The organism is Marinobacter sp., assembly GCF_039977835.1.
Lineage (GTDB): Bacteria > Pseudomonadota > Gammaproteobacteria > Pseudomonadales > Oleiphilaceae > Marinobacter.
This window is the reverse complement of sequence record NZ_JBDWCL010000017.1, coordinates 163,825-176,237: the sequence shown is the minus strand read 5'-3', so window position 1 is coordinate 176,237 and position 12,413 is coordinate 163,825. Positions and strand designations below refer to the sequence as shown.

The 12,413-nt window shown below is 57.2% G+C and carries 13 protein-coding genes and 2 tRNA genes; 7 read left to right on the top strand and 8 right to left on the bottom strand.

All coding sequences use genetic code 11. From position 1 onward, the window contains the following. The first annotated feature begins 137 nt into the window (after positions 1-137). Positions 138-659, top strand: coding sequence for an Lrp/AsnC family transcriptional regulator (locus tag ABJM11_RS07220; protein ID WP_348295076.1), 522 nt, complete (start codon positions 138-140; stop codon positions 657-659). Positions 660-742: 83 nt separating this feature from the next. Here the strand turns inward: ABJM11_RS07220 and ABJM11_RS07215 are convergent. From ABJM11_RS07215 to gltX, 3 genes are all read right to left on the bottom strand, one after another. Beyond that, positions 743-818: transfer RNA gene (locus ABJM11_RS07215), tRNA-Glu, on the bottom strand. A 7-nt stretch (positions 819-825) separates the two neighbouring features. Beyond that, positions 826-901 (bottom strand) — tRNA-Ala (locus ABJM11_RS07210). 113 nt (positions 902-1,014) lie between these two features. Then, positions 1,015-2,499, bottom strand: a complete 1,485-nt coding sequence (gltX, locus tag ABJM11_RS07205) for a glutamate--tRNA ligase (protein ID WP_348295075.1) — start codon at positions 2,497-2,499, stop codon at positions 1,015-1,017. A 162-nt stretch (positions 2,500-2,661) separates the two neighbouring features. Between gltX and ABJM11_RS07200 the strand changes: the two genes are divergently transcribed. After that, positions 2,662-3,618: a metal ABC transporter solute-binding protein, Zn/Mn family gene (locus ABJM11_RS07200; protein ID WP_348295074.1), complete on the top strand. Its 957-nt coding sequence runs from the start codon at positions 2,662-2,664 to the stop codon at positions 3,616-3,618. On the opposite strand, the gene ABJM11_RS07195 is transcribed toward ABJM11_RS07200, so the two are convergent. From ABJM11_RS07195 to ABJM11_RS07185, 3 genes are all read right to left on the bottom strand, one after another. Further along, a complete protein-coding gene (locus ABJM11_RS07195) occupies positions 3,598-4,512 on the bottom strand; it encodes an AEC family transporter (RefSeq protein ID WP_348295073.1) in 915 nt (304 codons plus the stop codon). The two genes, ABJM11_RS07200 and ABJM11_RS07195, sit on opposite strands and share 21 nt — an antisense overlap. 6 nt (positions 4,513-4,518) lie before the next feature. Continuing rightward, the gene (locus ABJM11_RS07190; protein ID WP_348295072.1) at positions 4,519-5,100 is read right to left on the bottom strand and encodes a hemerythrin family protein; all 582 of its coding nucleotides are present in this window, start codon (positions 5,098-5,100) and stop codon (positions 4,519-4,521) included. 100 nt (positions 5,101-5,200) lie between these two features. Next, on the bottom strand, positions 5,201-5,974 hold the full coding sequence (locus ABJM11_RS07185; protein ID WP_348295071.1) for an SDR family oxidoreductase: 774 nt from the start codon (positions 5,972-5,974) through the stop codon (positions 5,201-5,203). A 147-nt stretch (positions 5,975-6,121) separates the two neighbouring features. Here ABJM11_RS07185 and dusA point away from each other — a divergent pair, with 147 nt between their 5' ends. From dusA to ABJM11_RS07160, 5 genes are all read left to right on the top strand, one after another. Next, positions 6,122-7,156: a tRNA dihydrouridine(20/20a) synthase DusA gene (gene dusA / locus ABJM11_RS07180; RefSeq protein ID WP_348295070.1), complete on the top strand. Its 1,035-nt coding sequence runs from the start codon at positions 6,122-6,124 to the stop codon at positions 7,154-7,156. Between the two features lie 119 nt (positions 7,157-7,275). Then, positions 7,276-8,241: a transaldolase gene (gene tal, locus ABJM11_RS07175; protein ID WP_348295069.1), complete on the top strand. Its 966-nt coding sequence runs from the start codon at positions 7,276-7,278 to the stop codon at positions 8,239-8,241. 34 nt (positions 8,242-8,275) lie between these two features. Next, the gene (locus tag ABJM11_RS07170; RefSeq protein ID WP_348295068.1) at positions 8,276-8,722 is read left to right on the top strand and encodes a TerB family tellurite resistance protein; all 447 of its coding nucleotides are present in this window, start codon (positions 8,276-8,278) and stop codon (positions 8,720-8,722) included. A gap of 16 nt (positions 8,723-8,738) precedes the next feature. Further along, a complete protein-coding gene (locus ABJM11_RS07165) occupies positions 8,739-9,866 on the top strand; it encodes a 3-deoxy-7-phosphoheptulonate synthase (protein ID WP_348295067.1) in 1,128 nt (375 codons plus the stop codon). Continuing rightward, entirely contained in the window at positions 9,863-10,663 is an 801-nt protein-coding gene (locus tag ABJM11_RS07160) for a glycerophosphodiester phosphodiesterase (RefSeq protein ID WP_348295066.1), read from the top strand. The genes ABJM11_RS07165 and ABJM11_RS07160 overlap by 4 nt, the downstream gene beginning before the upstream one ends. On the opposite strand, the gene sthA is transcribed toward ABJM11_RS07160, so the two are convergent. Next, entirely contained in the window at positions 10,637-12,028 is a 1,392-nt protein-coding gene (sthA, locus tag ABJM11_RS07155) for a Si-specific NAD(P)(+) transhydrogenase (RefSeq protein WP_348295065.1), read from the bottom strand. The genes ABJM11_RS07160 and sthA overlap by 27 nt on opposite strands. Positions 12,029-12,151: 123 nt before the next feature. Continuing rightward, complete coding sequence (nqrM, locus tag ABJM11_RS07150; RefSeq protein WP_348295064.1) at positions 12,152-12,400, bottom strand: (Na+)-NQR maturation NqrM; 249 nt, start codon at positions 12,398-12,400, stop codon at positions 12,152-12,154. Positions 12,401-12,413 lie beyond the last annotated feature (13 nt).

Here is a 12,413-nt window from a genome sequence, read left to right as displayed (position 1 = left end):
TTTTATAACCAAAATTCTAGAGGGAAGTCCGCAAAAGGTGCTTGCTTATTGGATGAAGGTTTTCGGGATTTGCGAAAGATTGTTTGATAAATGACAATATAAAGAAAGAATCTTTGACAATAATCAGGTGTTACCAAATGACACACGTGGATCTGGACAAACTGGACCGCCGAATCCTCTCGTTACTCCAGCAGGAAGGACGTATCAGCAACCAGCTACTGGCGGAACAGGTGGGGTTATCGCCTGCGGCCTGCTGGCGGCGGGTACGGACACTTGAGGAAAGCGGAACCATTCAGGGGTACAGTGCAAGAGTAAATCCGGAGAAAATCGGCCAGGGGCTGTGTGTGCTGGTCAACCTGTCGCTACAAAGACACAGCATCGACAGCACCGAAGAAATTGAGCAGCAGGTCAGCAGCTACCCGGAGGTACTCCAGTGTTTTGCGGTTACCGGCAACGCCGATTTCGTATTGCGGGTCATCGTTCCTGATATGGCCAGCTACGATCGCTTCCTGAACGAGAAGATTTTCACTTTGCAGGGTATCGCGCAGGTGAACTCAAACTTTGCTTTGCGGGAAATAAAGAATACCGAGATTATCCCGGTGGAAGGGCTGGACCAGGGAGGTACCGGCACCCTAAAAACAACAAACCCCCGCCCATAGGGCGAGGGTCTGTTATCGATAAAAACCGCCCGGAGGCGGTTCTTACTGTTGGCTTGACGGTGGACTAAACCGTTAAGCCGTATTGGCGTCCCCTAGGGGGTTCGAACCCCTGTTGCCGCCGTGAAAGGGCGGAGTCCTAGGCCACTAGACGAAGGGGACTAGAAATTGGTGGAGCCAAGCGGGATCGAACCGCTGACCTCAACACTGCCAGTGTTGCGCTCTCCCAGCTGAGCTATGGCCCCTCAACGGCTGCGTATATTAAGGATCGCCCCCTGGGGCGTCAACCTTTTTTCCAACGTTTTTTCAGTTTCGTGTAGATCCCTGCGGAGGGCAGTTTACAAATTCATCAATCTGGTCACTCTGCGAGCAGGCCTGCGTACGCCTTCTCCACCCGCTTGGTTTCCTTCTTGGAGAAACCGCCCATTACCTCAAGAGCATGACGCAGACGGGACCGGGTCATGTCCGGACCAATGATGGCCATGGAGTCCATGACGGACCAGGAGTTGGGTGTACCTGCCACGGCCACGAAGATGGCAAACATGAAATCGCCCATTTTCAGTTCCATGGCCTTGGCCAGGGTTTTGATGTCAGCAAAAATGTTGTCCTTACTCCAGTGGCGCTGGGCTTCCAGTTTCCACAGGGTGAACTGGAGTACCCGCTTGACCTGGGCCTCGTCGAGCTTGTTGTGGCTGAAATCTTCCGGCTTCAGGTTGAGCATGCCGGAGAACATGAACGAAGCCATCGGGGCCACATCACTGAAGACTTCCGCCCTGCCCTTGATGTGGGGTACCAGTTCCCGCAGGGCCTGCTCGTTGAACCACCAGTCACGCATGCGCTCGATGAACTGGTCATCATTGAGTTCATCACGGATCCACTGACCGTTGAGCCAGCGCAGTTTCTCCACGTCGAAAACCGGGCCACCCAGAGACACGCGCTGGATATCGAAATGATCGATCATTTCGTCCAGAGTGAACTTCTCCCGCTCGTCCGGCATGGACCAACCCATGCGACCGAGGTAATTGGTCACCGCCTCCGGCAGAAACCCCATACGCTCGTAGAAATTGATGCTGGTGGGATTCTTGCGCTTGGACAGCTTGCTCTTGTCCGGGTTGCGCAGCAGTGGCAGATGGCACAGCACCGGCATCTCCCAGCCAAAATATTCGTACAGCAGTTTGTGCTTGGGCGCGGAGTTGATCCATTCTTCACCTCGCAGAACATGGGTGATCTCCATCAGGTGATCGTCCACCACATTGGCCAGGTGATAGGTAGGCATGCCGTCGGATTTCAGCAGGATCTGGCTGTCCACCTGGGACCAGTCGATTTCAATGGTGCCACGGAGCATGTCCTCAATCTCGCAAACACCGTTTTCCGGCACTTTCATACGAATGACATAGGGGTCGCCAGCGTCCAGGCGGCGCTTGACCTCTTCCTCCGGCAGTTCCAGATCACCCTTGATGCCCGGATTCAGACCCTGGGCCTTGCGTTCTTCACGGATGGCGTCCAGCTCTTCGGGGGTGCGGAAACAGTAGAAAGCGTGCCCCTCGGTGACCAGATCCAATGCGTACTGCCGATACGAGTCCTTGCGCTCTGACTGCCTGTAGGGGCCATGAGAACCACCCACATCCGGTCCCTCATCCCACTCAAGTCCCAGCCAGCGCAGAGCCTTCAGGATGTCCTGTTCCGATTCTTCGGTGCTGCGAACCTGATCCGTATCTTCAATCCGCAGAATAAACTGGCCGCCATGTTGCCGGGCAAAGCACAGGTTAAACAGTGCCACAAAGGCGGTACCAACGTGGGGATCACCGGTGGGGGACGGTGCGATTCGGGTACGTACGGTCATGAAAGCATCCTGAAGGTTACTGCCTGATGAAGGCTGTGCGTTAAAAGCCAGGCATTATACCGGCCACGAAAGGATTTCGCATGGCCATCCACGATTCCACTTCATCTGTCACCTTGATTGTTATATTATAACGTATCATTAGTTTTCAAGGCCCGAATCACTATGATCGTTAATCATTCTGCTGGCGCCGCCGCACTCAGTCTCGCGGCGCTATTGTTTACCGGCCCTGCCCTGGCGGCTACCCAGGTTGTCACCTCTCTGAAACCCATCGAACTTCTGGTAAGAGCCGTGGCCTCTGGGGAGGTGGAAGTCACCACTCTCGTCCAACCCGGGGCCAGCCCCCACAACTACACCATGAAGCCATCCCAGCGCCGGGCGCTGGAAAATGCCGATGCTATTTTCTGGGTGGGGCCGGAACTGGAAACGTTTCTTACCCGCCTGCTTGGCAGCTCCGAGTTCAGTGAACGCACCTATTCGCTGATGCACGGAGAGAACGTGCCCGAAATCGACGCTGACGACGGTCATCATGGCCATGCCGAGCACAGGCATGGGCAGGAAAATGAAACCGGGCATGATGGCCACGATCATGGTGACGGTGAAGACCCGCACATATGGCTTGACCCGGCATTGGCACTGAACATGGCAAGGGACATTCACAAGGTGCTGTCGCAACAGGACGGCGCACAAAGGGCCATCCTTGATGCCAACCTGGAAAGATTCGAACAGGAACTGTCCGCCGCAGAGAGCGACATCACTACCCGGCTGAAGCCTGTAGCTGACATCGATCTGTTTACCTACCACGATGCGTTTACCCGCTTTGCCGAGCACTACGATCTGACGCTGGAAGGGATCCTGACCCTGAATCCGGAACTGTCTCCGGGTGCCCGGCACATCGCAGAGGTGCAACAGAAGCTGCAACAGGCCAATCAACCCTGCCTGCTGACCGAACCACAGTTTAATCGCCAGTGGTGGCGCTCAATCACTGAAGGCCTGGACATCACCTTCAGCACCTGGGATCCACTGGCCACGGACATCGAACCCGATCGCGACGGTTACGTCGCGTTTCAGCAAAGCCTGGCGGACGCTGTACTCAAGTGCCTACCACAGAACGCCCAGTAACAACGGAATCGTCAACATGGCCAGCAACGTCTGGCCACTGATGATTCCCGCCATCAGTGGCGCGTCACCACCGAGCTGACGCGCCAGGATGTATGACGAGGTGGCCGTGGGCAGCGCCGCCAGCAGTATGACCACCTGAACCATCAACCCGTCCATCCCCAACAACATCGCCAGTGCGGCTGTCAGTAACGGGAAACCTGCCAGTTTGACCGTCGACGAGACCAGGAACGGCACTGAGGCTCCACGCAGTGCTTTCAACTGCAGGCCGGCGCCAACCGTCATCAGGCCAAGTGGCAGCGCCAGGTCGCTCAATGGCTCCAGAATGCCGGCCACCAGGGGATGGAATCCTATCCGGAAATAACTCCAGACCATTCCGACCACCGAGCCAATAATCAACGGATTGGAGACAATGGCTTTAAGTACCGGCTTCAGCCTTACCGCCTCGCTACCGGCAACCAGGGAAAACATCAGGATGCACAGCAGGTTGAGTAAAGGGACTTTTACCGCCACCGCAATGGCAATCAGAGACAGGCCTTCATCCCCTAACAACATACCGGCTGCCGCCAGTGCAACATAGGAATTAAAACGAATGCCGCCCTGAAACACGGACGAAAACACGGGCCCGGGCCAACGCCAGATCCACTGAAGAGCCCCCAGCAACAACGTCATAGTCACCAGCATGGCAATGATCAGGATCAGTATGTCACCGTAGGCGGACGGCGACACCCTCGCCTGACCAAGCTTGAAGATCAGCATTGCCGGGAAAAGCACGTAATAGGTGAAGCGCTCCGCCTGGGCCCAGAAATCATCCCCCGGAAAATGCCAGCGCCGGAACAGGTAGCCTAGCAGTATCAACACAAACACAGGCGTGAGTGCCTGTACCATTACCGGCATTCAAAGTTACTCTCTGGTGAGGTTTTCCCGCATCAACTGCGCGGTACTCGAAGAGAGCTTACTGTAGACTTCCAGCAGCGCCGAAATCAACTCACCACCACGGCCCCCCAACTGGTCGTCAACCTGCTTCCTGGCCTCATCCAGGGAAGCGCCCCGCTCCACGGCCTTGACGGTCATGGCCATCCGGCGATCTGATTCCAGAATGTGAAAAGCCAGCCAGCGAGCCAGAAAGTCAAACAGGTCGGACATTATCTGGCCCCTGGGTTGATCACTGCTGCGAAACGTCTGGATCTGGGCGAAGAACATCTGGTGTGAGTCGTGGTGATTGCGGGCGATGGCAGCGCCACCAAGTGCCGCCTTCCAGATACGCTCTTCGGCGGTAAAGTGATAGTTGGCGTAAGACAGTAATTCGTCGAGGATCTGATCACACCGGGACTGGGGAACGTCAGACACTGCATGCCAGACCAGCCGGTTAACGATTTTCACAAGCGTTTGGTGCTGCTCATCAATCTCCTCAATGCCAACCTCAAAATGCCGGCTCCAAGGAAAAAACTCCAATGACGCCAATGCATCGCCAGAACTGGACATGACTGACCCCCTGAACATGAAGCTGCCGTACCTTGTCTCAACCTAGCGGATTCAGCCATTCCGTTCGTTGTCATAAGTCATTTCCGTGCAGCGGACGCTGCTAATCTTTTCGCCATAACCGTTTCATAACTGCCCGTGTAACGCTGGTTGGCGCCGTGCGGGTAATGGGCCAGAGTGCCCGGAACTGCATCGAAACCGGGCGGTGCAGTCGCGGTTTGCGCACCTGCTGCCAGACCGAAGCCGCAACCGTCTCCGGCGTCAGGTTGATGCCCATGCTGTCGAACAGGGCCGACTGCCCTTCGTTGGACTGGACCATACCGGTATTCACAAACGGCGGCATCAGATCCCCGACCTGTATATCATATTGCTCCCATTCGATATCCAGCGCCTCGGTAAGCGCACGCACCGCATGCTTGCTGGCGGAATAGGAGGCGAAATCCGGGATTCCATAGGAGGCCGACGCGGAGCTCATGTTGATCACCTGGGCGCCGGGCGTCGCCTTGAGGTAGGGAAAGGCGCCGTGAAGGACATTCATCAGGCCAATCACGTTGACCTCTACCACACGACGATGCTCGGCAGGGCTCATTTCAGCAAAGGGACCGACGCTCAGGATACCGGCGTTGTTATGCAACAGTCTCAGCCTGCCCTCTGTGTACCCGGCGAACTGCTCCAGCGCCTGCGTTACTGACGAGACGTCGGTAACATCCGCGACATGAGTACTGCACCTGTTGGTGCCGAGTTCGTCGCGCAGGGCATCCAGCGCCTCGGAGTTTCTGTCTGCGGCGCCGACGAACCAGCCTTTCCCAGCAAAGAGCCTGGCCGTAGCCCGGCCGATTCCGGCACCGGCACCGGTAATAAAAATGCAATCGTTCATGACGAGTCCCGTGTTTCGCCAAAGCCTTACGGCCAGGCACTCTGATTTCCTGATAGAATAGCAGCTCTTTTCAATGGCTCCGTTGACCTCAGCGACCAGTCACAGATTCAGATTAGGCAGTTAATGATTACCAGCAGCACGGCACCGATGCCAGAACAGACCGGAGTAAAACCGGCAATCCCTCCCACCGGACTGTCACGCCGCTTCTGCGTGGCCCCGATGATGGATTGGACGACCACCCACTACCGCTACCTGGCTCGTCAGCTCAGCCGGCACACCCTGCTCTATACCGAAATGGTCACCACGGGCGCTTTGATCCACGGGGATACCGCGCGGTTTCTGCGCCACAGCGAGGCGGAATACCCGCTGGCACTGCAGCTGGGCGGCAGTAACCCGCAGGAGCTGGCCCACTGCGCCGGGCTGGCCGAGCAATACGGTTTTAGTGAAGTGAACCTGAACGTGGGCTGCCCCAGCGACCGGGTACAGAACAACATGATCGGCGCCTGCCTGATGGCCTGTCCGGACAAGGTTGCCGAGGGCGTGCGGGCGATGATCAATGCCACCGGGCTGCCGGTAACGGTGAAACACCGGATAGGGATTGATGACCGCGAATCCTGGGAAGATCTGTGTGAATTCATCGAAAAAGTCGCGGAGGCGGGATGTCGCACCTTTATCGTTCATGCCCGCATTGCCATTCTGGAAGGACTGAGCCCCAAGGAAAACCGGGACATACCGCCACTGAAGTACGACTGGGTATACCGGCTCAAGGCCCGCTACCCTCACCTGGAAATTGTCATCAACGGCGGCATCAAGACGTTCGATGAGTGCCATCAGCACCTTGAACACACGGATGGGGTGATGCTCGGCCGCGAGGCCTACCACAACCCGTGGCTGCTGGCCGGCGTGGACAGCGAGTTTTTCGGACAACCGGGGCCGGCACAATCCCGCCACGGGGTCCTGCGCTCGGTATTACCATTCATTCAGGATGAGCTTGACCGCGGCGTGTACCTCACCCATATGTCGCGTCACCTCATGGGCCTGTTCCATGGTCAGCCCGGAGGCCGCCAGTTCCGCCGCTACATCAGTGAGAACGCTCACAAGCCGGGTTCCGGTATCGAAGTTATCGAGCAGGCCATGGCCCGGGTTCCGGAGCCCGACGACCTGGCGGCAGGGCCGGCCTGACCGCCCTGATACCTTTTACTGTCTTGTTCCTGTCAGAGCAGCCCGTTATTGTAGGCGTATGACCTTCAGCGCCCACGATACGGGCGATCAATAACAGACCTATCAGGACGACAGGACGAATGACCAGCAAGCTCGAACAACTCAAAGCCATGACCACCGTGGTAGCCGATACCGGGGATCTGGACGCTATCGCCCAGTGGAAGCCGCAGGATGCCACCACCAACCCGTCGCTACTTCTCAAGGCCGCGGCCTCCGACGCCTATCGCCCCATGCTGGACGAGGCCGTGGCCGCCGCTCGTAAACAGGGTGGCTCCGACGCCGAGCAGCTGACGTACGCCACCGACATGCTGGCCGTACTGGCTGGAAAAGAGATTCTGGGCCGTATTCCGGGCGTGGTTTCAACGGAAGTGGACGCCAGACTTTCCTTCGATACCGGCGCCACCCTCACCCGGGCCCGCCGTCTGGTAGAGCTTTACGACCACCTTGGCATGGACACCAGCCGGGTACTGATCAAGATTGCCTCCACCTGGGAAGGAATTCGCGCTGCCGAGCAGCTGGAGAAGGAAGGAGTTCACTGTAACCTGACCCTGTTGTTCTCCTTTATCCAGGCTGCCGCCTGTGCAGATGCCGGCGCCTTCCTGATTTCTCCGTTTGTGGGCCGCATTCTGGACTGGCACCTGGCTGCCACCGGCCGTGATGCCTTCCCGGCGGAAGAGGATCCTGGTGTGCAGTCCGTCAGCCGTATCTACAACTACTACAAGGCCAACGGCTATAAGACCGTCGTCATGGGGGCCAGCTTCCGCAACACCGGTGAAATCGAGATGCTGGCCGGCTGTGACCGGCTCACCATCAGCCCGGCGTTGTTGCAGGAACTGGACAACGACTCCGGCGACCTGCCGCAGCGGTTGTCGGCCAACGGCGCGACAAGTGCTGACAGGCCCGGCCACATTGATGAACGCCTGTTCCGCTGGGAATCCAACGAAGATGCAATGGCCACCGAAAAACTGGCGGACGGCATCCGCCGTTTTACGAATGACCAGATCGAGCTGGAGAACCGTGTCCGCCGGCTTTCCCAGGCCGCCTGACTTGCAGCCGCTACCGGGAGGAGTGTCGTAAACCATGATTGAGCGCCTGAAAAAACTGTTTGGTTCACCTGAGGACGAACCAACGCAGCCAGACAATCACCAGCTTGCCGTTGCCGCCACTGCACTGATGGTGCAGTTGTCCAGAGTGGACAATGAGCAGGACGACGAAGAACTGAAAACCATCGTGGATTGCGCAGTCCGGGCCCACCAGGTGACCCGGGAGGAGGCGGAAGACATTCTCCAGGACGCTCTCAGCCATGCCGATGACGCCACGTCCCTGTACGAATTTACCGGTATGATCAATGAACAGCTGGGCCAGGAAGACAAACAGGCCCTGCTCGAGAGTATCTGGCGGGTAGCCTTTGCCGATGGCCGTATCGACAAATACGAGGAACACCTGATTCGCCGCATGGCAGACCTGCTGCACCTGAACCACAGGGAATTCGTGCAGGCCCGCCACCGCGCCGAGGAAGCTGACTGAAGCTTAAGGAGCAAGTATGTTAGCCATTCTCCACCCGGATACCGCCCTGGATAGCGAAGCCTATCGCCAGACCATGCACTTTCTCGAAAACCTGCCAGGGGTGTCCGTCAGGGTTCATGAGGTTCAGGGCGCCAAACAGCGCCTCACCGAGGTTTACCTGCTGGGTGAAACCAAGTCCCTCGACAAGGATGAAATCGAAGCCCTGCCGGCCGTCGAGCGGGCCATCCGCATCTCCGACGATTACCGGATACTGGGGCGCCACAAGGACGACCGCCGCCAGAGTGGCTTCACCTACAATGGTGTTACGTTTGACCAGTCCAACCTGAACATCTTTGCCGGGCTGTGCGCCGTCGATGTACCCGAGCACGTAGAGCAGATGATGCAGGCGCTGGAGGAAAACGGTCAGGTGTGCACCCGCATGGGCGCCTACAAGCCACGGACGAATCCGTATTCGTTCCAGGGTCACGGTAAGGGCTGTCTGCCCTGGGTTTTCGAAAAAGCAGGAAAGCATGGCATTAAGGTGATTGCCATGGAAATCACCCATGAAAGCCATATCGAGGAGATTGACCACTGCCTTGAACAGCTTGGCCGCCCGACCGGCGTCATGCTTCAGGTCGGCACCCGCAACACCCAGAACTTCGAGCTTCTCAAGGCCATTGGCCGCCAGTCCACCTATCCAGTGCTCCTGAAGCGCGGTTTTGGTATCACCCTTAACGAATCCCTGAACGCGGCGGAGTATCTTGCCAGTGAGGGCAACGCCAACGTGATTTTCTGCCTGCGCGGAATGAAAACCGAGGCCGGCCAGCCACACCGCAACATGGTCGACTTCGCCCATGTGCCTGCGGTGAAACGCCTTACCCGTATGCCGGTGTGCGTCGACCCATCCCATTCGGTGGGAAGCCGTGAACGAGCGCCCGACGGCGTTCTGGACGTCATGCATGCCACAGCCCAGGGGGTGATTGCCGGCGCCAACATGGTACTGGTGGACTTTCATCCGAAGCCGGAAAAGGCACTCGTGGACGGCCCACAGGCCCTGCTGATGGAAGAATTGCCGGCCTACCTGGAAGACATCCGCCTGTGTCACGACACCTGGAAGAAACGCCAGCAAATTTACAATCGCCTGAAGGAATCCGCTAAAGCATGATCGTTTATGGGCACAGGGGCGCAAAGGGAGAAGCCCCGGAAAACACCCTTGCCGGTTTTACCCATGCCTATCGTCATGGTGTACGGCATTTTGAACTCGACCTGGTCCTGTCCAAAGATGGCAAGCCCGTGATCGTTCATGACCTCACGGTAGACCGCACTACCGACCAGAACGGCAGTGTCGGCAGCTTTACCGCCGACGAACTTGCGGGGATGGACGCCCGGCGAAACAGCAAACCCTGGCCCAGGGCCGTCGGCATTCCCTCACTGGAAACACTGCTCAACGAGTATCCCGATTTCGAGCATTTGCAACTGGAAGTGAAAAAAGACACCCGTCGCCGTCTTAATGTTCTCTGCAATCGCCTGACCGAAGTGATTCAGCGTCGCGACCTGTATCACCGCGTTGCCATCACCTCTTCAGATCCATGGTTCCTTCAACAGGCACGCCGCAGGGATACAAAGGTACGAATTGGTCTGGTTACTGACCGTAAATTCCCGAAACCCGTAAACGCCGCCGCCCGGCTGCACTGTGACTTTCTGTGCATCGGCTGGCGTATCTGCTCGGAAGCCATCGTGAATGATGCACACAGAAGAGGGATGCACGTCTCCACGTGGACCGTTAATCGCATCCACGACATGCTGCAGCTTGAGGCTAAAGGCGTCGACAGCATCATCACCGACTATCCGACCAGTACACGTATGTATTTCGATAACCGGTCTAAAGCAGCCCTGAATTTACCCGGAGGGCAAAGCAGGGCCGACAACGCCAGGTCAGAAGATCCGGTTCAGGCCGTTTAGTGCGGCTACCCGATAGGCCTCGGCCATGGTCGGGTAATTGAACGTAGTGTTGATGAAATAGTTCAGGGAATTGGCTTCCCCTTCCTGGTTCATGATGGCCTGGCCGATGTGAACAATTTCCGCGGCCTGGTCACCAAAGCAGTGAATGCCCAGTAACTGGCGGGATTCGCGGTGAAACAGCAGCTTCAACATTCCGACGGGATCGCCGGTGATCTGTGCCCGCGCCAGATCCTTGAAGAATGCCTGCCCCACCTCATACGGCACCTTGGCTTCGGTCAGCTCACGCTCGGTTTTTCCGACGGAGCTGATCTCCGGGAGGGTATAGATGCCAGTAGGCACATCGGTGACAAGGCGAAAGTAATCATCCTTGACGATGTCAGAGGACGCTGAGCGGCCCTGGTCATAGGCAGCACTGGCAAGGCTGGGCCAGCCAATGACGTCGCCTGCTGCGTAAATGTTCTCCACCTCAGTCCGGTAATGGTCGTCCACGGCCAGCTGGCCCCGGCCGTTGGGGGTCAGGCCAATATTCTCCAGCCCCAGCTTCTCGGTATTGCCGCTGCGGCCATTACACCAGAGAAAGGCATCCGCACGGATTTTTTTGCCGGATTTCAGTGACAGCACTACCCCGTGGTCGTCGCCATCCACTGACTCGTATTCCTCGTTGTGGCGGACAAGTACCCCATTGTTGCGGAGGTGATAACTCAGGGCATCGGATATTTCGTCATCCAGGAACGTCAGCAGACGGCTGCCGGGGTTGATCAGATCCACCTTCACCCCAAGCCCCGCAAAAATCGAAGCGTACTCGGAACCGATAACACCTGCACCATAGATGATCAGGGTGCGGGGGGTATGGGAAAGATTCAGAATCGTATCGGAGTTGTAGATGCGGTGATGACGGAAATCCACATCGGGCGGAAGATACGGACGCGAGCCTGTGGCGATGATAGCCTGCTTGAAGTGGAGAATCTCGTGGGACTTGTTACCACGGATTTCCAGCCGGTTGGTGTCCAGAAAGCTGGCCCTGCCGTTGATCAGGTCCACCCGGTTGCGGGCATAAAACTGGGTTCTCAGCTTGACCTGTTTCCCGATCACTTTCTGGGCATTCTGCAAAACGCGCGGGAACGAGAACCAGCGTGGCTCCCCGATATCGCGGAACATCTGATTGGTGTTGAACGTGATGATCTGCTTGACCGAATGGCGCAATGCTTTGGAGGGGATTGTGCCCCAATGGGTACAGTTACCGCCAACGGTGGGTTTGTCCTCGATGATCGCGACACGTTTACCATGTTTCGTCGCATTCATCGCCGCACCCTCACCTGAGGGACCCGCGCCGATAACGACGACGTCGTAATGATGCTCTGCCATTCTGCAGTGACTCCTTATCTACGTCGTGAGGAAGCCTCTGAAAAGACCCTGCCGTTGCGCACAGGCCAGGCAGGCGCTTTTCAGAGGCTCCCGGAATTTTTATGGTGTTCTGGTTACGCCGGATCAGCGGTTCTTTTTATCGGAGGCATCATAGGTCAACGCGTCCGCTGATTTACCCTCGTTGGCAAGGCGTTCGTTTTCTTCTTCGCATTTCTGCGTGTTACCGCCGCAGATATCACAGGATTTGCTGATACCCAGTGCCCCGATGCCCCCACACGTACCACTAATAGGCTTGCGACCGAATATAACGCCAACCGACATGCCGGCAACCAGCAACACAACAATTGTCAGAACCAGTAGAAAAGTACCCATAGGAGGTCTCTCC